This window comes from Mycobacterium sp. MMS18-G62 (assembly GCF_053877835.1).
Window position 1 is genome coordinate 2,675,887 of the sequence record NZ_CM132662.1, and the last position, 20,276, is coordinate 2,696,162.

At 64.2% G+C, this 20,276-nt stretch carries 18 protein-coding genes and 2 pseudogenes; 6 read left to right on the forward strand and 14 right to left on the reverse strand.

The genetic code is table 11. The annotated features are described in order from the left end of the window. Positions 1–97 precede the first annotated feature (97 nt). On the forward strand, positions 98–1,807 hold the full coding sequence (locus ACWW36_RS13435; RefSeq protein ID WP_456142006.1) for a hypothetical protein: 1,710 nt from the start codon (positions 98–100) through the stop codon (positions 1,805–1,807). Positions 1,808–1,827: 20 nt separating this feature from the next. On the opposite strand, the gene ACWW36_RS13440 is transcribed toward ACWW36_RS13435, so the two are convergent. After that, positions 1,828–2,094, reverse strand: a complete 267-nt coding sequence (locus ACWW36_RS13440; RefSeq protein ID WP_456142007.1) for a hypothetical protein — start codon at positions 2,092–2,094, stop codon at positions 1,828–1,830. 33 nt (positions 2,095–2,127) lie between these two features. Next, the gene (locus tag ACWW36_RS13445; RefSeq protein WP_456142008.1) at positions 2,128–2,439 is read right to left on the reverse strand and encodes a hypothetical protein; all 312 of its coding nucleotides are present in this window, start codon (positions 2,437–2,439) and stop codon (positions 2,128–2,130) included. Between the two features lie 213 nt (positions 2,440–2,652). Between ACWW36_RS13445 and ACWW36_RS13450 the strand changes: the two genes are divergently transcribed. Continuing rightward, positions 2,653–3,042, forward strand: a complete 390-nt coding sequence (locus tag ACWW36_RS13450) for a hypothetical protein (protein ID WP_456142009.1) — start codon at positions 2,653–2,655, stop codon at positions 3,040–3,042. Between the two features lie 129 nt (positions 3,043–3,171). On the opposite strand, the gene ACWW36_RS13455 is transcribed toward ACWW36_RS13450, so the two are convergent. The 8 genes and pseudogenes from ACWW36_RS13455 to ACWW36_RS13490 form a co-directional block, all read right to left on the reverse strand. Continuing rightward, entirely contained in the window at positions 3,172–4,527 is a 1,356-nt protein-coding gene (locus ACWW36_RS13455) for an amino acid permease (protein ID WP_456142010.1), read from the reverse strand. Positions 4,528–4,892: 365 nt separating this feature from the next. Continuing rightward, positions 4,893–6,368 carry a hypothetical protein gene (locus ACWW36_RS13460; RefSeq protein WP_456142011.1) on the reverse strand — a complete coding sequence of 492 codons (1,476 nt, stop codon included), beginning with the start codon at positions 6,366–6,368 and terminating at the stop codon, positions 4,893–4,895. A 244-nt stretch (positions 6,369–6,612) separates the two neighbouring features. Then, positions 6,613–6,981: an STAS/SEC14 domain-containing protein gene (locus ACWW36_RS13465; protein ID WP_456142012.1), complete on the reverse strand. Its 369-nt coding sequence runs from the start codon at positions 6,979–6,981 to the stop codon at positions 6,613–6,615. A 212-nt stretch (positions 6,982–7,193) separates the two neighbouring features. After that, complete coding sequence (locus ACWW36_RS13470) at positions 7,194–7,814, reverse strand: hypothetical protein (protein WP_456142013.1); 621 nt, start codon at positions 7,812–7,814, stop codon at positions 7,194–7,196. A gap of 179 nt (positions 7,815–7,993) precedes the next feature. Next, positions 7,994–8,449, reverse strand: a pseudogene (locus ACWW36_RS13475) (SbcC/MukB-like Walker B domain-containing protein); the annotation flags it as partial. 292 nt (positions 8,450–8,741) lie between these two features. Further along, positions 8,742–9,014 carry a DUF4333 domain-containing protein gene (locus tag ACWW36_RS13480; RefSeq protein ID WP_456142014.1) on the reverse strand — a complete coding sequence of 91 codons (273 nt, stop codon included), beginning with the start codon at positions 9,012–9,014 and terminating at the stop codon, positions 8,742–8,744. Between the two features lie 487 nt (positions 9,015–9,501). Further along, positions 9,502–10,737 (reverse strand): peptidase, encoded by a 1,236-nt coding sequence (locus ACWW36_RS13485; RefSeq protein ID WP_456142015.1) that lies wholly within the window; start codon positions 10,735–10,737, stop codon positions 9,502–9,504. Between the two features lie 266 nt (positions 10,738–11,003). Next, positions 11,004–11,531 carry a DUF5336 domain-containing protein gene (locus ACWW36_RS13490; protein WP_456142016.1) on the reverse strand — a complete coding sequence of 176 codons (528 nt, stop codon included), beginning with the start codon at positions 11,529–11,531 and terminating at the stop codon, positions 11,004–11,006. A 249-nt stretch (positions 11,532–11,780) separates the two neighbouring features. Between ACWW36_RS13490 and ACWW36_RS13495 the strand changes: the two genes are divergently transcribed. Further along, positions 11,781–13,295 (forward strand): serine/threonine-protein kinase, encoded by a 1,515-nt coding sequence (locus tag ACWW36_RS13495; protein WP_456142017.1) that lies wholly within the window; start codon positions 11,781–11,783, stop codon positions 13,293–13,295. A gap of 11 nt (positions 13,296–13,306) precedes the next feature. On the opposite strand, the gene ACWW36_RS13500 is transcribed toward ACWW36_RS13495, so the two are convergent. Continuing rightward, entirely contained in the window at positions 13,307–14,314 is a 1,008-nt protein-coding gene (locus ACWW36_RS13500) for a hypothetical protein (RefSeq protein ID WP_456142018.1), read from the reverse strand. A gap of 101 nt (positions 14,315–14,415) precedes the next feature. Then, positions 14,416–15,168 carry an Rv3717 family N-acetylmuramoyl-L-alanine amidase gene (locus ACWW36_RS13505; RefSeq protein WP_456142019.1) on the reverse strand — a complete coding sequence of 251 codons (753 nt, stop codon included), beginning with the start codon at positions 15,166–15,168 and terminating at the stop codon, positions 14,416–14,418. Between the two features lie 96 nt (positions 15,169–15,264). Between ACWW36_RS13505 and ACWW36_RS13510 the strand changes: the two genes are divergently transcribed. After that, the gene (locus ACWW36_RS13510; RefSeq protein WP_456142020.1) at positions 15,265–16,881 is read left to right on the forward strand and encodes a protein kinase domain-containing protein; all 1,617 of its coding nucleotides are present in this window, start codon (positions 15,265–15,267) and stop codon (positions 16,879–16,881) included. Positions 16,882–17,051: 170 nt separating this feature from the next. Beyond that, entirely contained in the window at positions 17,052–17,729 is a 678-nt protein-coding gene (locus tag ACWW36_RS13515) for a M14 family zinc carboxypeptidase (RefSeq protein WP_456142021.1), read from the forward strand. A gap of 6 nt (positions 17,730–17,735) precedes the next feature. Here ACWW36_RS13515 and ACWW36_RS13520 read toward each other — a convergent pair whose 3' ends face one another. Continuing rightward, positions 17,736–18,314, reverse strand: coding sequence for a peptidoglycan recognition protein family protein (locus ACWW36_RS13520; protein ID WP_456142479.1), 579 nt, complete (start codon positions 18,312–18,314; stop codon positions 17,736–17,738). Between the two features lie 123 nt (positions 18,315–18,437). Continuing rightward, positions 18,438–18,587, reverse strand: a pseudogene (locus ACWW36_RS13525) (twin-arginine translocation signal domain-containing protein); the annotation flags it as partial. A 94-nt stretch (positions 18,588–18,681) separates the two neighbouring features. Between ACWW36_RS13525 and ACWW36_RS13530 the strand changes: the two are divergent. Continuing rightward, positions 18,682–20,229: a serine/threonine-protein kinase gene (locus tag ACWW36_RS13530; RefSeq protein ID WP_456142022.1), complete on the forward strand. Its 1,548-nt coding sequence runs from the start codon at positions 18,682–18,684 to the stop codon at positions 20,227–20,229. Positions 20,230–20,276 lie beyond the last annotated feature (47 nt).

Sequence of the window (20,276 nt, forward strand, 5' to 3'; positions counted from 1 at the left end):
TGCCACCCCAGGGTGCTCACTTTTGCTCGTGTACACAAGCAGCGCGGGTGAGCGCCGAGGTAGCTTTGGACCGTTGTAAAGGCAAGGAGTGGACCGGGTGGACGTAATCGTCGGGGTGGCCGTCACCGGACGGGTGGCGCGCCTGGCGATGATCGGTGCGCCCGCCTCTGGCGGCCAGGTCCTCGACCAGTACGCGCTGGATCTGCCTGACGACGCGATGACCGACCTGGCCGACACCATCGTCGGCACCTACCGTGCAGTGGCCGACTCGGGCAATCGGGTGGCCGCGACGCGGCTGTGTCTGCCCGACGAATCCGAGGCCGAAACGCTCCGCCAGACGGTGTTGAACGCGGGAGTGCAGAACGTCGAAGTGGTGACCGAGGCCGAGGCGGCCGCGGCGCTGGCCCGCAGCGTCGGCGCGGACGCGGCATTGCTGCTGGCCGACGACGACACCGTGTCGCTGACGGTGGTTGGCGAGGACGAGGAGTCGACGTCAGTGCTGGCGTCGGTGCCGATCGGTGCGGCCGGTGCGGCTGTCGCGTGTGCCGCGGTACTGCAGCAGGTGCCCGGCCCGGACGTGACTCGGATCATGCTGGTCGGGCAACGCCTGGATCTGAATTCGGTTGCAGCCGAGCTGCATTCGACGGCGCCGGTCGAGGTGCCGCCCGATGCGGGCTATGCGATCGCGCGGGGTGCGGCGCAGACGGTCGACGAGTCCGGTTTCCCGGCGGGCGCGGCGACGATGATGGCTCCTGCGGCTGCTGAAGCGACGATGATGGCGCCCGCGGCGGCCGATGCGACGCAGATGGCACCGGCCTCGGATGCGACGCAGATGGCGCCGGCGACTGCGGATTCTGCGGCGGTCGGGCCGCAGTTGGCGTACTCGCAGGAGGAGCCTGACTTCTACGAGATGCCCGCGGATTCGATCGAGGAGTTCGTTCCCGAGCAGGAGGACGAGGCGCCTTACACCGCGGTGATCGCGCCGCCGCCGCCACGGAAACTGCTGATGGGCAGCGCGCTGGGGTTCGTGATGGCGAGTTTCGCGACCCTGGCGGTCACTGTCGCGATCAACGTCCGGCCAGCCGCCGACGTCGAAGCGCAGCCCGCGCCGGCGACTCAGTCGGACACGGTGCCGGGGCGGTACCTGCCGCAGGTGCCGCACGAGCCGGATCCGGTTGCGCTGCCGATCGCGGTGGTGTCGCCGGCACCCGCGGCTCCGGTAGCGCCGAGGGTCCCCACGAACAATGGCCCGGTGAACAACAATGTGCCGTCGGCTCCGCCGGTGGAGCAGTTGCCGCCGGTCGGGCCGGCTCCTGCGCCAGACGTGCCGGTGGTGCCGATAGTGCCCATCATCCCGTTCCCGCCGATCAACCCCTTCCCGACGTTGCCGACGTTCACGACAACGATTACGACGACGCCGACGACTACCACCACGACGCCGACAACGACCACCACGACGCCGACGACAACGACGACAACGCCGACGACGACGACGACCACCACGACCACCACGTCGACGGAGCCTCCGACCATTCTGTACTCGCCGCCGTCGACTGTGGTTACGCCGGAAACCCAATTGCCGGCGTCGCAGGCGCCCGCCTACGCGCCGGCGTACACCCCGCCGCCCGCCTATACGCCGCCGCCGGAGCCCGCTTACACGCCACCGCCTGCCTACACGCCGCCCGCGGCTGCGCCGGAGCCTGCACCAGCACCCGTGATCCAGGCGCCGTCGGGTGGCAGTGGATCGTCAAGCGGCAGTGGGGGTTCCGTTCAGGCGCCCGTAACGACAGTGCCGCTGTCGCCCTAGCCGTTGCAATGCAAAGGTTTTCAACCTATGTCCGGCTGCGGGGTTGGCTTGATCGACGGCAGTGCGATGAGCACAATCAGCGGCACGACACTGAAGAGCAGGCCCAGCGTTCCCCACAGGCGGTCATTACGGCCTTTGCCCATCGCGATTTCCGAACATCCGTAAGCGGCGAGGATCCCTACGACCACCGCCACTCCAAGCGCCGGATGCGCAACGAGGTACTCCACTAACGTCGAGGCTTGAAAGAACTCGCGAACGTTCTCGGCCATCAGTTGTGTGTGGGCCATGGCTGTTGTCTCCTTGAGGTGTCGGGTGAGTGGCTACGCGGCGACTGTGATGTCGACTAAAAGGCGATCGCTGAGGGCGTGGGTGGTCGGCCAATCGCCGACGACGACGGCATGCGCCAACTGGTCGACAAGAGGGCTGTGCAAACCGAACTCGGCCAGCCACGCGCCGGCCGTGGCGCTGATGTCGTCGCCGGAGACTCGGGCGGCGCGGTTGTCGTGCAGCCGGTCGGTGATCTGGTAGACGGTGGCCGCGTGTCGTGTCTGGTGTGGGTGAGCGAGCACTCGCACGCGCCGGGTCGCTTTGGCGAAAGATCGCATCACCGCGGAGTCGCTGTTGGTGCTCATGGCGTGTCCTTTGTCTACGTCGCGGCGTCGCACCGCTTCTGTAGGTAAGAGCGCCACGCAGGCCCGATCGGGACACTTTTTGCCCCTCCAGGCGAGCAGGTACTTCACGGCAGGGGCCTTATGCCGATTGAGCAGCGCCACAAGGATCCTCCAAGGCGGCAGTCGCAGTGTTTTCGCGACCGGCCACGGGCTGGCTGCCCGAAAGGAAAGACGATGAAGCGACTATTTGCGGGCGTTGCGACGGCTGCCTTGATGTCTGGCGGTGTGGTGGCGGCAGGCCTGGGTGCAGGTACCGCCCAGGCCGACAATGACTGCTCGCCGGCGGCGATGGTCAACGGCATCTGCTACGGCCCAAATCAATGGTGCCCAGGCGATTCGTTGTTCCACTTGACCCAGAATCGGGTGTACAACCCGGTGACGTGGGACATGAACGTCTGCCACACCTACTATCACGTGGCTCCCGACCAGGCCAATCAAGGTCAGGGCATTTATGAGGGACCCAACCCTCCACCTCCGCAGGCTCCTCCCATGGGGTGGCCAGGTGGGCCGCCTATGCCTCCCGCGATCGTCGGGCCTAACGAATGCCTACCGTGGTGCGCTTAGGGATCAAGCCTCAGACGCCGGCTTGCTCATCGCTCTAGTCGCCCATCAGTTGACTACGGCCGTAATGCGACTCGAATGTATCCGTCGGTCGTGTTTAGTACCGACCTATCTTCGATCGGCAATGTCTCGTTACCCGAGGGCCTTGGTTCGGGGCGGTGGGGCCTCCACATGTCGAATGCCCCGGGGTCGTCCGGATCGCACCCACAACGCGTACAACCCCGCTGCGATCAGTAGTGCTACGGCGATGGAGATAACGGGCTCCCCTCGCGCGACGTTGATAGCGAGGGTGAAACTGACTGCGCCAGTACCCACCAAATTGATTGCAAGAGAGCCGAACCGCCTCTGCTGCCAAGAAAACCGGCACATGGAGACCAGGCCGGCGTGGAAGGCCACGAACACCGCCGCCGCGTAGAAAAGCACAAGTTCCTGGTCGCGTCCGCGTGCGGCCAGAGTGACCGCGCCGGCGGCGAGCATGAACACTACGACACCCCAATACGGCGTATATCGGCTGTTAGTGCGTCCCAGCCACGCCGGCAGGATCCCGGTGCTCGTTCCGTCGATGTCCCGTTGCCGCGCAAGCGCTTTCAAGAGGCCGGGTCCGGCCTGGAAGGAGGAGCTGGCCGCCGACAGCAGTAGTAGCGCGGTGGCGAGCTGGAAGGCGGCGAACAGCGGCGGGGCGGTGGCGACACGGGCGAGTTCGGCGATCAGGGTTGAGTCGCTCGGCGGGACGCCGATGCGCAGATGTACTAGCTCGGCGGTCAAGCCCAAGGTGAGGGTGCCGACCACAAGCAGGGTGACCCAGAGGGTAATCCGGCCGAATCTGCGGCGGTCGCGATCGTCGAGTTGCCCAAGCTGCGCGATCGCCGAGGACGGCGCCTCGATGCCCGTGGCAAGCGCCATGGCTACGGGAAACGCGAGTGCGACCGCTATGGGTGGGGAGTGGCCCGGGTCGGTGGTCGCCGGCGAACCTGATCGGGGCGCGAGAAAGAGTCCGCAGACGAGTACGACCACGGTGAGGACCACGAATGCAACGGTCATCACGGCGAACACGGTGCGGCCCCGATGGCCGAACCAGGTGCCGGCGGCAACCCCGACGATTAGCAGCAGCGCGATCGAGGCCCGCAGGCCGGCGAGGGCGGGAAAGAACGCGATGATCGCGGAGGCGGCGGCTGCAGCGCTGATCGCGATGGTGAGGCCGAAGTCGACGATCAGTGCTGCGATGGGGATGAATGCGCTGGCTTCTCCGAATGCGTCCGCGGCCGCGGCGGGGGCGCCCCCACCTTGGGGATAGCGGCCGACCAGTTGGTGATAGTTGACGATCACGACGACGATGATGGCGACGACCACAGTCATCGTGGGGAGCAGCAGCGCGAGGTCGCCGCGCAACGCGCGGAGAGCGGCTTCGATCGCGTAGGCGACCGACGACACCGGGTCGGCCATCACAGCGAACGCGAACGCGAATAGCAGCGCCGCCCGGTTGGTCATGTGCTGGGGTCAGCCACTGGCCAGATCGCAACAATCCCAGAGGCGGCGACCTCCGTTGGCATTCGCGGAATCATCTCGACCAGTATTGACTCGGCATCAACAATTTCCGGGCCTTTGGGGCGCAAACGCGCGCAGGCAGCAGCCCGCAGTGGGACGCGCACGGCACTCCGTTGACGCCAAAACCCTCGCGGCGGGCGCAATGGCATCAAGCGCAACCAATGAGTTCTGCGGACGTTGGCGTGTCGCTCGTAGGCGGGCAAAATCCAGTCCACCATCACGAATTCGTTTGGCGCAATGGGTAATCCGAGCGCGGCCCGCCGACGACGCACGATGGCGCGCCGTCGCTCGGGTACCGACACAGTCGCTCACGCCACGGGCCATTCGTGCACGGGAGCGCCGGTCTGCGCGTGTTCGACATACCGCCGGGTCATCTCGTGCAGCGCCGCGATGCGCTCCAGCCCACGCTCCTCGAGATGGCGCACCACCTCGGTTTGCCAGGCAGCGCCGGTGCGGCCGCATCGGACCCTCGCTTCTATGACACCGAGGTATCGGTCCCGGTCGCTGGCATCCACACCCCAGGCGTCGAGGCCGGCCGCGGCGGCCGGCAACAGGACGTGACGGGTGAGCTCATCGGCCGGGTAGTCGACGCCCCGCCAGTGCAGCCGCGCGGCCAACCCGTCGCGCGCCGCACAGTGCAGGTCCCGCTCCGCCACCGCGAAGGGCACCTGCGTCCACGGGAGAGGATCGCTGTCGACGATCGCGCGGACCAGTCCGTAGTAGAACGCGGCGTTGGCGATCATGTCGACGGCGGTTGGCCCGCTTGGCAATACGCGGTTTTCGATGCGCAGCTGCGGGTGTCCGGCCTGGACGTCGTAGACCGGACGGTTCCACCGCCACACCGTGCCGTTGTGCAGCCGAAGCTCACCCAGGCCCGGCACACACCCCGTCTCAAGGGCGGTGTCCGGGTTTTCGGCCTGCAGCGTCGGAAACAGCGGCGGAAAGTCCCGAACGACCTCGTCGAAAAGCTCGACAGGATCGGTGATCCACCGCTCGCCCAGGCAGACACGCGTCGGTGCACCGGCCCGGACATCCCTGGGGCGGCGGGTGTCGAGCAGCTGCTCCAGCAGTGTGATCCGGGTTTCCTGCCACGCCTGGTAACCGAGTAGGTACGGCGCGTTGGCGGCCACCGCCACCTGCGCCCCGGCGATCGTCTGCGCGGCGTTGTAGTAGTCGGCGAACCGGTCCGGTGGCACCCGCAGGTGGAGTTGCAGGCTGGTCGTGGCGGCGTCGGGGGCGACCGAGTCGGTGGTGAACTCCACCGGCTCGTGCCCGTCGACGATGCTCACCAGGAACGGACGGTGGCGAGCGGCGCGTACACGCCGCGACAACAGCTCATAGCGCGGGCTGTGCGAGATCCGCTCGACGGTCAACTGTTCGGCGCTCAGGGTGGGCAGCATGCCGACGGCGATGAGCCGAACGCCGAGCCCCTCGATGCCGGCCCTGCACCGGTCGAACACGTCGGTGAGGTCGGATTCGGTCTCCCGCAGTACGTTGCCACGCAACTGGCGCGGAGCCATATTGAGCTCGACATTGAATTGTCCGAGTTCGTGTTGCATGTCCGATCGGCCGAGGCGTGCCAGGACTGTGTCATTGATCAGCCGCGGCCGGCCCAACGGGTCCACGAGATCGAGCTCGACCTCCATTCCGACGGTGTCCTCATGGGCGCCGAACCAGCCGCCGTCGACCATGCTCCGCAACGCGGCAACACATCGCTCTAGCCTGTGCTGCACCGCCGGGTCGTGGCGGACGACGAGGGCGGACGGTTCGATCCGCTCACCCATGGCGCACCTCGTCGCGGGACTCCAGCGGTGGCTTCATCTCAAAGCGCGTGCGTCGTGTGCGCCTCATGCCCAGCAGCGTGACTGACGGGCGCCCTTCGACCTAGAGCCCTATGGCCTCGATGACGGCCGACCCTTGGACAGGCTGAGCGATGCGAGCGCAGAATGACGAGGACCTCGTCGGCGCGGTATGGGTGCCGCATCGGTTTGGCCACAGGACGGTTCGGTCAGGCTCCAGGTGACCGCATCATCCGCCGTCGAGTATCCACTTCTGTGCTTCCTCGGCCTGCCCGGCCGGGAAATGCCTGATCTCTGCCGATACGAAGTGTGACGCCAGACGCGGCACGACATCTCCCAGAGCGGAGTCGGTCACGACGGCGACCTTCTTGACGTGCTTGTGGTGTTCCCGAACGAAGCGGAAGTGGTTGACCATCGCGCCAAAACTCTCCCATCCGGGGAACCCCGGGGCTTCGACGATGACGCCGGCAAGATCGCCGGTTTCCTCGATGTAGGGGTCGACCGCCTGTGCGAGTTTCGTGAAGTCGTCCTGCTCGATCGCGGATTTCGGTTGCACGTGCAGGATGGCATGCTCCGTATCGAGCTCGTATTCGATCATCTCTCGCCCCTTCGAACGTCGACGGATATCGGTTCCGCCGCCGTTCCATGGTCCGGTGGTTCGCGATCTGATCGACAGAGCACTTGGACCCCGAACCGGGGGCTTTATGGTTCCCGCGGCGCGACCGAACGCGACGACCATTTGCACGCCGGTTTTCGCGCGTGCTTACGGACGGGCGAGCTAGTCGGAGCCGTGCCTCGCTTCTTCTGCGGTCAGACCATCTCAGGCACACGCAGGTGCGCGACCGCCAACTCGAAGTCGCACTGGTCGAGAACCTCAGCGTTCGCTTCCTGGCTGCCCGTGGCTTTGATCCGCTCCAACGCGTCCTTGCTCCGCTCGAGCGCTTCGGCGTTGTCGAAGGTCGCCGCGGCCACGCCACGACCGGACGCTCGGTCGACGAGCAGGCTGGCACTGCAGAATCCCGCCAGCTCCTCGAGGGCGGGCAGGATCGTTGCCTTGTAGAAGTCGATGCCGCGGTCGAGCTGTTCCGGAGCGACCTTGACCCAGGTGGCTCGAACCCAGGCGCCCTCACCCGCGCGGTGTTCGCGGTGCATGGCGGCGATCTCCCATTCCTCGACCTGCCTGCTACCACCCAAAAGCTCGGCGGCCCGTTCACGAATCGGCCGAATGGCCTCCTCGCTCGCGTGCATGGCCTCTTCGGATACCCAGGAGCTGGTGATAATGCAGCGGCCGGTCGTGCGGTCGACCATCAGGGACAAGCCAACGCACCCGTCGATGCCCTCGAGCGCGGGCATCACGCTGTCGCGCGTATGTGCGATACCGGCGTCTATGGATGCGGGCTGCCCCTGGATTGTGGTGCTTCTTGCGTACATGATCTGCCTCCGTTGTATGTGGGGCAGCGTCTCGACGGCGCCGCCGGACCACTCCATCGTCCTCCCAACGGTGAGGCATGGCAATGGTTGGGCAGATGCCGGCTGGTCGCTGAAACATGCTGCGCGCTCGATGAATACGTGATGTAGCAATCAAGCGCAACTAACGAAATTCTGCGGCATCACACCGCAGCCGGCACCTTTCCCGCCGTCTTGCGCATCTCCTGACGTAGCGTCGTGAACTCCGAGATCGTCCTGGTCGCTACAGACGCGACCGGTCGGGCGTTGCGTCCGGTGGGCTCGGTCTTGGACACCATCACCACACTGTCGATATACGGCTGAATCGTCGTCGCGTTCTGCACCGTCGCGACGATCACCAGCTGGAAGCCGAACTTGCGGAACGCCTGCAGCGCCTGCTGCGCGAACTGCGGGTCGGACTTCGAGAACGCCTCATCGAGCATCAGCTGCGCGAAAACCGGTGTGTTGTCCTCGCTTTCGGGGCTGGCCAGGTTGAAGCTCAATGCGCCCGCGAGGCAGAACGCCATCAGCTTCTCCTGCTCGCCGCCGGAGTTGTCGCCGGCGTTGCTGTGGGTACGGATCAGCTCCTCGCTCCGGACGTCCCACTCCGCATAGTCGAAGGCTCGCTCCCGAGGTATCCGGCAACCGACGGACAACATCGGCCGGACGTCTAAACGGCCCAACACATGACACGAGCGATGGTCTTTCCGATCGACAGCTTCGGCCACATCGGTAGCATTGCCACCCGCAGTGGAAAGTCTCCCAAGCTCGGATACATACGTCGTTCTGCTCGCGGCCTCGATTCAAACTCGAGGCAGTCCGCGGATGTCGAATCGGCGAGGAGAAATGGCGACGGCGGCCCGAGGAGCTGCGTCTCTACGGCAGCGCTACCGGCCACCTTAACGATCGCCACTACCGTGGCCAGTCGACTTCGTACGTACCATCGTCATCGACGATCACCGCCGTGACTTCACGTTGTTTACCATCGACGATCGCTTGGCAGGTGAACGAACGGCCTCTCTCAACCTTTGGATTTCTGCCGCCGTTACAGCGGACACTCGAAACACCCGCAGCGCCATAGCCATTGACCGGATCGGAAAGCACCTGGGCAACCCCTGCTTCCGTGTTCTTCACGTCGAGCTCAGTTGGTTTGAAGGTGCCCAGAAGGCCCAATCCGACAGCCAATGCGACGCCTTCGGCCGCGATGACGGCGATTCCGCCAGCGATGAGCAGCCGTCGTTTCGTCCACCGTCGCCGTCGTGCTGCTGGCAACGCCCGCGCCGGCGCAGCACGCGAGGGTGCTGCTGGGTAATGAGGCGTCCGCACATTCCGCACAGGTCGTTGGAGATACCAATCTGGTCCCTGGTGTGGTGGTGGTGGGCGAAGCTGTGGGGCCGGACTGGACGGTTGAATTCCGAGTTGCCTGTCCTCTCCATGCGGTCTTCGAGGTGACCGCGCATAGATCTCCTGCCACCACGGTGCGTCACGGTCACCCGCGGCGGGAGGGCTCGGCCTTGGCGGAGGGAAAGTCGAATCCGCACCTATAGCGGCCGTCTGTTCGTCGTCGTTACGCCCGCTTCGGCCCGACGGGTCGGCAGGTGAAGGAGGCCCATTCTCAGCCACGATGTTCTCGGCGCCCGTTATGGTCTTGTGTCCGAAACGATCTCATGGGTCAGAACCGCCGGTAACAGTCGTCGGCGTCGCTGAGTAGGCCGGAACGAAAGGCGGACACTCGAGTGAAGCCTGCGGGAAGGGTGGCCCCGTTGACGTCGCTGGCGACGACTCCGTTGGTCAGTAAGCCTGCGATCGCCTCGTCGAGGTCGCCGGCGCCGAGTGTCAACCCTTGGCCAGAGGTAACGCTTATCGGTTGAGCCATTTCGCGCTGTGCGACGCCGGTCAGGCATGCTGTGCGCATTGCCGCTGCCGGGGTGTCGAGTACGAGCCCTCGTTCGTGCTGCAGCGCCAATACGTAACGTGAGGTGACGAGCGAAAGCGCAGTGTTGTCGCCCTGCAACAACACCGCTTGGTTTTCATCTGCGGGAGTCCCGATCTGCTGAACCGCTGAGAGGTCTACCGTGACAGTGTTCGATGACGGACAATATCCTGCAAACTTAGCCGGCAGCCCACCGCTGCACGTGGCCGAACCCGTTGTAACAGCGGGCGGTTGAGTCGGGTGAAAGATCTGCTGGAGCACTTCAGTCAGAGACGAAAGCGTGCCTTCGTCGACAGGCATGTCGCTGTTCTGACTGAGTGGGTTGAAGAGGGCATGAGGCAGATCGCCACGGCGCTTGCTGATCTCCGCGGCGTCGATCTGAGCGCATGAGTCAGTTCCCTGCTCGAATCCCACTTGGAGGGCACCGACGCGGTCGAGACCACTGCCGTGGGGATTCGGAATCAGCGCAATGTTTCCCGGTGTGGATAGTGGGTCGCGGATAGCCAAAAGGCCGGCGAGCAAGTAATTGAGGCCAAAGGGGCTGTCGCCGGTGCTCAGCGTAAAACGTGGGGAGTGGCCTTCGGCGACCCAACGTAGGTACACGCCTGCCAAGCAGTCGGCTTGTTGCTCCGCGACTAGGGTGTCACTGATCTCGGGAAGCTCCGCTCGATGCTGGATCGCGTGACCGTACTCATGGGCGAGTATTCCGACCACGGCCATATCTCCGAAGTACTTCCTGCCGACCGGCAGCATGCCAATACCAGCGGAGCGGTCCCAGTTGATCGAGTTGTCGTTGTCGCAATATGCGGCATTGCCTGCGATCCCCTCCGGGCTGTCACCGCACACGCGCGGGCTGAATGGATCGCTCGGATCGACCGACAGCAGGATGTTGACAGGCCGCAGTGGTCCGCCGAATGCTTTGGGGTACTGCTCTTTCCAGAATGCTTCGATATCGTTTACCGCTAGGAGCGCCAAGCGGTCTATAGCTCCACCGTCAGTATTCTCGACTGTTCCGCTGGGGGGAGGGCTGGTGGGGCGTGGCCCATTGGGGCCCATGTTCACCTCGAGGCCACCGACCCGTTCGGGGTCGTACCGCATTGATTGCGGATGGCCGGGAAGCACCGTGGGACTGCATCCGGCGACGACGAGAAGCGCCGCACATACGGCTTCGAGCCGTCGAAGTCGTCGACAGGCCTGTCGGCTTCGCGACGGCGGTCGGGAAGTGAACTGCGCTTCCACAGTCAGCGAGAACCTGGTCCGCGATACGACTGCTGGCCTCCTCGTCCGTCCTGCGGGTAGTTCGCGTACGCGTCGGGCGCACCCACTCGAAGAACCCCGGCCGTAATGAGAACGCTTGCACATGCCAGGACGGCTTGCAGGAACGAAACCACGAGGACCAAGATCAGGCCGACCCCAGCGTCTAGACCAGAAAAAAGGCCAAACAACGCACCCAGCAATGACAAGAAACCCGCCAACGACAGTCCGGCGATCACGTTGACGTTGGTGGTCTGGTTCGGCAGCAGACTGAACAGCGCGACCAGACCAGCTGCAAGGAGGAACGCCAGGCCCACCACACCGACGCCTCCGCCGTTGCCGAAGAAATTTTGCGTGGTGTCGGAGGAGGGGAGGCTGGTCGTCGACATCTTTTCGTATGGCGCGAAGCCAAGGAAGAAAGCGATAATGCCAAGCATCCCTACGATAACGTCAATTACGAACGGCAGACCTCGCCTGGCTGCTGGTGCGCGGTAGGCGGGATAGGGCTGCGGCATTTGGTTCGGTGGCGGAGGTCCGTATCGCCTCTGGCCGCGTGGATAACTCATCAAACCCCCTTGGCGATGTGGGCTGCGCCCGCTTCGAGGAGTATCCCTTTAGGGCATATCTGATGCATGTGAAAGCGTCATTCCTGTGATCTCCGGAGTGCTCACCGGCAAACGATCCTCAAAAGCCGCCGAGGATCGCACTGCCGACGGATACTGCGAAGAACTGCGCACGTAAACGAATTGCAGGGGGATGGGTACGTGGCGACGCGCGTCGGCCAGAATTTCGGCAAGTACAAGATCGTCAGCCTGCTCGGCAAGGGCGGTATGGGTGAGGTGTACGAGGCATTCGACACGACCAAGGGACGCACCATCGCGTTGAAGATCCTGTCCGATCAGTACTCGCAAGATGAACGGTTCCGTGAGCGTTTTCAGCGCGAGTCGCACGCCGCTGCCATTTTGCAAGAGCCCCACGTCATTCCGATACATGACTGGGGCGAGGTGGACGAGCACCTCTATATCGACATGCGTCTGGTGCCCGGCCAAACGCTGCACGACATGTTGCGGTCCGGCCCTCTCGAGCCTGAGCGTGCCGTCGGAATCGTCGGCCAGGTCGCATCGGCACTCGACGCCGCTCACGCCGCCGGCCTTGTTCACCGCGACGTCAAGCCGCAGAACATCATCGTCACTTCCGACGACTTCGCCTATCTTGTCGACTTCGGTATCGCCGAAGCTCACGGTGACAGCCACCTGACGATGACTGGAACACAAGTGGGTTCCATGGCTTACATGGCGCCAGAGCGGTTCGGCAATGATGAAGCGACGTCCGCTGTCGATGTATACGCGTTGGCGTGCGTGCTGTGTGAGGCACTTACCGGCAATACTCCGTTTCGCACCGACAGCTTGGAGCAGGTGATCGGTGCGCATATATCTGCTCCACCACCAAGACCCAGTGCCATCAATCCACGGGTCCCCGCGGCCCTTGACGACGTCGTGGCTCGCGGCATGGCTAAGCAACCCGACGACCGGTATGGGTCGGCAGGAGCCTTCGGCCGCGCAGCGGCGCGGGCGTTGAGTGCCAGCGGCTCGTCGTCCTCCAACTCGGCGACGATGGCGAGGCAGTTCGCGCCAGCCGATTTCGCTCCCCGGAGCGGCCCGCAACCCGCGTACGTGACCGGTCCGACGGAAATCGTTGGGCCGCAATATCTTGCGCAGAGGGGGCGGTGGGTCGTGCCGACGGTCATCGGTGTGGTTGGTGCGTTGTTGCTCGGCGGCATCGGCATCGTCATTGGAATGCTCGCCGGACGTGACGACCACTCAGTGGCAACGTCTACTCCGCCTGCCGGATACACCCCGCCATCGATCAGTACACCGCAGACTCGGGCACCGCCATCGCCTGTGCCGCAGTCGCCCGCACCACCGTTAGGAGGTCCTCTGCCGCCGCTTGTTCAAGGTGCCGACAACAGCACAAGTCGCGAGCGCTGCGATGGGGGATGGTCGCTGCCTAACGCCGGTGGCTGGGGTACCCACTCGGGACGCGGAACGCCAGAGACGTCGTGCTTCTTCGCCCTAAGCGTGCTCAGGTCATATTGGAATCAGTACGGCAACGCCAGCCGAGCGCCGCGGACCGTGTCCGCGCCCGGAGCTGTCGACTGCCGAACTGTTCCAGGTGCTTCCTGTGACGGTCCGAACTTTGTGATGCAATGTGGCGCATACGAATTCGATAACTGGATCACCTGTGTCGGGGGCAATAATGCGCGGGTCTATCTGTACTGATTGGCCTTTGCCTAGGCCGCGCACCGGCCTGCGGGCAGCGTCGCGGCGTGGTCGCGCAACCACTCAGCGATCTGAGTGAGCTCCGCGGTCCCATCCGAGAATTGTCCCGAATGCGGCTGCACCGCCATCGCCACAACTGCTTGGCCAGAGTCGATAGGCAAAAGGCCGAGCTGCCGCACGAGGTACGCACCGGTTTCCGAAGGACCCCAACCGCCTTTGTAGCGCGTATCGGCAATGATCCCCAGGCCCCATTGCTCGTCACCGGCGATTTCGCCCATCAGGTTGATGATGGGCTCGTTGCGGTTGTCGCATGCGGCGGCGGCAAGAAAGCGCGTCTGGTCGGCCAACGACCAGTCGGTCTGCCCAAAAGCACTGAACTGCGGGCGGATCCGCTGATACTGCACCTTTGTGGGGTCGCCTGCCTCCTGCAGCACGGCGTCAACCTTTCCCGCGGCGGCTTCGGGGTCACCGAGGCTCCGCCAGAGAACGTCCGCGGCTGCGTTGTCGGATTGCGTGATGGCGGCCTTCATGTGGGTTGTGACTTGGGGCGGATCTTCGGCGCGCAGTGCTGCAATTGCCAAGGGCACCTTCATCGTTGACCATGCCGGTCCGCCTGACCATTCACCTAGCAACACCGGGGGCTGTGGCGCCCCAACCGGGGCCAGCGCGATTCCGATGGTGGCGGGCATTGCCGCTTGCAACTCCGCAAAGTCCGATTCGAGAGTTCTGGCGTCCGATTTCGGCGCAGGGGCTGCGACCGGAGTCTGGGCGCCGGGTGAGTTCGGAAGAGTCGCTGAGAATCGTGTCGTCTGCGGAGCGGCCGCCATTGTCGACCTTTGCGACGTCAAGTGGAAGCCCACCACCACGCCAGCCGCGACGATCAGTGCCATGAGAGCTACGCCGACTACCGCGATGAGCCCGCGCTGGGTGCCGCGGCGGTTCGCTGGGGGGCGGCGGCGGGTGGGCGGAGCGGCGTGTCGGGGCCGACGCACAGCGACGTCGTCTCTCAGTGGCTTCATGCGGCAACCCCCACCACGTCGAACGAGACGACCAAATGGCATCAGGATAAGGCGGACATACGCTCGTTCAGCACACCGATTTGTTGGCGATTCCGAACCGCCTACGCGGCACCAGCTTTCTGCGTCAGGTAGGCAACAATGCCCTGCGTGATGGCGTCGGCGTAGCGCTGCCGCCCATCGGCGGTTTCCATTTGGGCGGCTTCATCGGCGTTGCGCATGTTTCCGACCTCGACGAGTATTGCGGGGCACTCTGCCAGATTGAGGCCGGCAAGATCGGCGCGACCATAGAGACCGTTTGAGCCGATGTACGTCGACGGCTGCATTCCCGCCGCGACCATGGCGTCGCGCAGGTCGCCGGCCAGCCGGATCGAGGGGCCGCTTTGTGCGTCGTTGAGCGGAGGCGCCGAATAGTTCACATGAAAGCCCCGTCCGGAGGCAGGCCCACCGTCGGCATGGATGCTGACGTCCGCGTCTGGATGTATGGCGTTGGCCGCCCCAGCACGCTGATCGACGCACGGCGCCACGGAATCGTCGTCTACCCTTGACATTTGGGTGCTAACGCCCAGCTGTTCGAGTCCAGCACGGACCCGCACCGCGACGTCCCAATTGAAGCTGTGCTCGGCATATCCATCATTGGTTGACGTCCCCGTGGTCTGGCAATCCTTCGTCCCGCCGCGGCCGTTTGGAACCTGCCGAGTAATCGAGGAGTCGCTGATGCCGCTGTGTCCAGGATCGATGAACACGGACATCCCGGCGATACCCGCCGCTTGCGCCATCGGGATGGCGACGTTGCTGGACGCATAGATGGCAATGACCAAGGAGGCGATGATGAAACTCTTCCCGCGGCGGGTCATGTTCCTCAGTGTGCCTTGGGGCATCATCGACTGCTTCGACGCCCGCGGCTCCAGGTTCGTGGCTGTTAGCTGAGTGCATCCAGGTACGATCCGGACATGCCGCTGGAGGCGGACCACAAGTTCGCCGACTACACCGTCGTGCGAAGGCTTGGGGCTGGTGGAATGGGGGAGGTTTACCTCGCTCAGCATCCTCGGCTGCCGCGTCGCGACGCGCTGAAGTTGTTAGCGAGCGATGTCTCGGCTGACCCCACCTTTCGCGAGCGGTTTCTTCGCGAAGCCGATCTAGCTTCGACCTTGTGGCATCCCCATATCGTCGGGGTGCACGACCGCGGCGAATACGACGGCCAACTGTGGATCTCGATGGACTACGTCGAGGGCGAAGACGCCGCCAGCTTGATCACTCGGAGATATCCAGTCGGCATGCCCCAGGAACTGGTTTCCGCAATTGTCACTGCTGTCGCCGAAGCCCTGGACTATGCCCATAAGAAGGGGTTGTTGCATCGCGATGTCAAACCCGCCAATATCCTCCTCACCCACTCAGAGGACGAAGGTCAGCAGCGAATCCTATTGACCGACTTCGGCATTGCGAGAACGGTGGATGACGTCAGCGGATTGACCGCAACGAATACGACTCTCGGCACCGTCGCCTACACAGCGCCCGAGCAGTTAATGGGAGAGGACATCGACAGCCGTGCCGATCAGTACTCGTTGGCCGCCACCGCCTATCACCTGCTAACCGGGGCGCCACTTTTCGAAGGCTCCAGTCCCGCCGTCGTCATCAGCCGCCACCTCAACACAGAGCCGCCGGCTCTCGCCGACAAGCGTCCTGAACTGGCAGCGCTGGACCCGGTGCTTGCTGCCGGTTTGGCCAAGGATCCGAATGATCGGTTCGCGAGTTGCAGCGATTTCGCTCGTGCTTTCGCAGCGCAGGCCTCTCAAACCGCAGCGTCGATGCCCGCAGCGCCAACCACGCCTGCACCGGTGAAGCGACCGCCCCCGAAGCCGCCTGGCTCAGGGAAAGTGAAAGCGGCGCCAGCCAGCCCGCTCTCGCCGGGCTGGTATCCAGACCCCAGCGGCACGCCGGGAACGCTGTACTGGGATGGTCAAGGCTGGCGCACAGCGCCGCTGCCGACGCCGGCGAAGCCAAAGCCCGCGGTAAACGGGCGATCGCCCCTGCTTTGGGTGCTGGGTGTCTTCGCTGTCGTGCTCTTGTTCGCGGTGGTGTGGGTATTTGCGCTGGGTCGCGATAACGGACAGTCACCCGTCCCCTCAACGTCAGCGGCCACGCCGACGCCCGCGCTCTCGCCGACACCGCAGACTGTCACTGTCCCTGCCCCGGTTCCGCCGCAAACTGTAACGGTTTCGGCGCCGCCGCCACCAACCTTCGGCACCTCGACGGTTAGTGTTCCGCCGGTGCCGGTCCCTGTGCCACAACAAGTGCCGTACTGGAACGCGTTCATCGTCGGCACCTGCGACGAAGGCGGTTCCTGCGGCGTTCAGCAGCGCACCGGCCCCTACAACGAGGCTCCGCGAAAGTACTCGAACGACCTTAAGGACGGCATGACGGTGAGCGTGGTCTGCCAAACCATTGGCGATCTCCGGTCAAGCCAGGGCCATGGCTCGAGCTACGTCTGGTACGAACTCCTCGACGGCGCCTACATCAATTCGGTCTACACAAATCTCACGGCGCCGCCCGGGATGCCCAAATGTTGACGGGGCCAAGGGGGAGGCCACAGGCTTCGGCCGCTGTCGCCTTGCTGATCTCCCTTATCGTGGCGGTCGCTGCACAAGGTTGCAGACTGTCGGAGTCGGACAGGGCTACTGCATCTCCTTCTACTTCAATGACCGAACCCTCGACCGACGCTGGGACTCCAGTGCCTGTAGTGACCGATCAGACACCCTCCGCTGTGCCCGTTATCGGCGGCTGGGAGGAGGTGGGTAAATCTGTACAAGGGCGACCGATCCGGGCGATGACGGTTGGTCACGGTCCTCGCAGGGTGCTGTTCATTGGCGGCATTCACGGCGACGAGCCAGAGGGCGTTGTCGCGACGGGCGAGCTGCCGGCCGCCTTTGAAGCGGCCAACCTTGACGATGCAGCCACCCTAACGATCATCGAGGACGCCAACCCGGACGGGCGGGCAGCGGGCACCAGGGACAACGCAAACGGAGTTGACGTCAACCGGAACTTTCCAGCCTCGAACTTCGACACGACAAACCAGTCAAACGGCGGAGAGCCGTTGAGCCAGCCTGAATCTCGCGCTGTTAAGGACACGATCGACCGCATCCAGCCCGACCTCGTCCTCGTTGCACACTCGTGGGCGGGTCGTCACTTCATCAACTTCGATGGACCGGCCCGGGAGATCGCAGAGCGCTTCGCGGCGTCTAGCGGACTGCCGGTGGAGGAGTCGAACTCGTTCGCCCCGACTCCAGGGTCGTTGGGTTCGTATTTCGGTCGCGACCGCGGCACGCCGGTTCTGACGATCGAGGTGCTAAAGGGCTCGGACCCAAAGGTTGTGTGGGATCAGCTGCGCGCGGCGCTGCTGCAGGCGATCGCTGGCTGAGCCCGGCTAGCGAAGGCCCGCCTCGATGTCCGCGACGACGGCCTCTGCCTCCGGACCACAAATCTCCTGAAGATCTACGGGGCCGACGACGACAAGATCCTCGACGCGTTGCTTGAGATCGCCCGACGCAATGTGGGCGTAGAGGTTGTCACCCGGGCAAGATGTCGCAGCGTAATCCCTATGGCCCGCGAGCGTGGCGGTCGGAATCGCGAAACGTTGAGCGGCCCAAGCGCATACGAGAGAGGTCGCGTGCAGAAGGTCTTCCGTTACCTCCTCCTTGTCGAAGTCGCCTTCACAGAGGACAAGGAAGTGGCCGGTCGGGTCGTAGGTCGTAGCCGTGTCGCCCACGAGCTCGGGGTTTCGCAGCTCGTAAATGTTCCCGTTTCGGTCGACCCCAACGTGATAAGCGATATCAATCCAGCCTTGCGAGTCCTGGTGGTATCGCTGATCCGCGCGGATGCGGCCTGGGGCGTTGCTGTTGTCGCCGAGCACCACGGCGCTGTGGTGGATTGTTATATGAGTGAGGGTATGGGCTATGCCTCCCGGTCGGGCGGGACGAGCGCCCCAGGCATCGCGGCACAGCATCACGGCGGGTGCAGCACTTACCGTAGGCGCGGTCGAGGTCACGGGCTCGGGCGGCGGGATAGCTGTTACCGGGCTTGCGGCGGTTGCACTGGGACTCGGACTGGAAGTTGAGCTTGGACCGACAAGCGGTTCAGTCGAGCATGCGGTGACGGCGGCAGCTAGGCCAGCGGTGCCCGCCAGCTGGAGCAATCGACGGCGGCTGACGACGTCTGGTTCGTCGCCGCGCTGGCCGGATGGAGGTTGCTCCATGAAGGTCACCATACGTAAGACCATGTCGATCGCGGGGCGAAAGTGTGAGCCCTATCCAGTTACCGAACTGGTCTCGCTTCTGGTCCGCCTCCGCGGCAACGCTTTGTAAGATTCGCGCATGCCCATTCCTGATGGTGCCGTGTTTGCCGGGTACACCATCGTGCGCTTGCTCGGTACTGGGGGAATGGGGGAGGTCTACCTCGTGCAACACCCGCGGTTGCCCCGTCAAGAAGCGTTGAAGATCCTCTCGGCCAGCGTGAGCGCTGACCCCGAGTATCGGCAGCGGTTTGCGCGTGAAGCCGACATCGCCGCTTCTCTGTGGCACCCGCACATAGTGGCGGTCCATGACCGCGGCGAAAACGACGGTCAACTGTGGATAACGATGGACTACGTCGAGGGCACTGATGCTGCGCGGTTGATGCGTGACCGCTATCCGTATGGAATGCCGCCCAAGGATGTGCTCGAAATAGTGTCCGCCATTGCTGACGCGCTCGACTATGCGCACGAACGATACCTGCTGCATCGAGACGTGAAGCCCGCGAACATCTTGATCACCGACCCGCGGATAGGTGAGCGTCGGATCCTTTTGGCGGACTTCGGGATTGCACGTGCAGCCAACGACGTCAACGGCATTACAAAAACCAACACGACGGTTGGATCAGTCGCCTATGCGGCACCAGAACAGTTGACTGGCAGGGCGCTTGACGGCCGAGCGGACCAATATGCACTCGCCTGTACCGCATTTCACCTCTTCGCCGGTGCGCCGCCGTTTGCCAATTCGAATCCGGCCATCGTGATCGGTAATCACTTGTCCTCAGAGCCACCGCGATTGCGCACTGTGCGCGCCGACCTCGACTCCATCGACGATGCACTCGCCCGGGCGATGGCAAAAGAGCCTTATCAGCGGTTCGATTCGTGCCGCGAATTCGCGGCAGCGCTTACGCAGGCTGGTTCTGGCGATGACACGCTTCTCGCTGCAAACATCCCTGCGCCGATCCAGGTATCGAGTAACCGGCCCCAAGTGGTCCACAGCGAGCCGGATGGGTTCATGGTCTCGCGTCGCACCGCATTCATCGTCGGCGGCGTCGCCGCCTTGTTAGCGGTGGCGCTGGTCGCGTTCCTCGCTGCGCGCTTGGCACAGCCGTCCCCCCAGCGTCCGACTGCATCACCAACTCAGCCGACTTCGATGTGGCCGGAAACATCGGAACCGCGACCACCTGAGACGGTGACTAAGACAGCACCGCCCGCGACCGTCACCGTACCGGGAACACCGCCTACGGCCGCTCCTCGTCCGCCGACAGTTGCGCCGCCGCCCCCTCAACCCACCAGAGTGCCAGGTGATCTAGGGCTACGAACGCCGATGAGCGATCCGCTGTGCGACGGTCGAGGAATCGTGGTCTTGGGGAACATCACGACCCCGGGCATGTATCCGTCAGGCGTGCAGGGACTCCTGGACGCCCATCCTGGCGCGTACTACTTACGCACCGACCAGTCGTGTCCCTCGCTGCGCCAAGCAAGCGATGAGGGCAACCCCATCTACACCGTCTTCGTCTTCGCTGGCCGCACTGAAAGTGACGTCTGTGCTGCCGTTCGCGCTGCAGGCGCAGGCGCCTACGGCAAATGGTTGGACTACAGACACGAACCTGGCTACATAATCCCCTGCTGAACTTGACGCGACGGAAGGTTTTCGTTCGATCAGCGCGTCGCGATGAG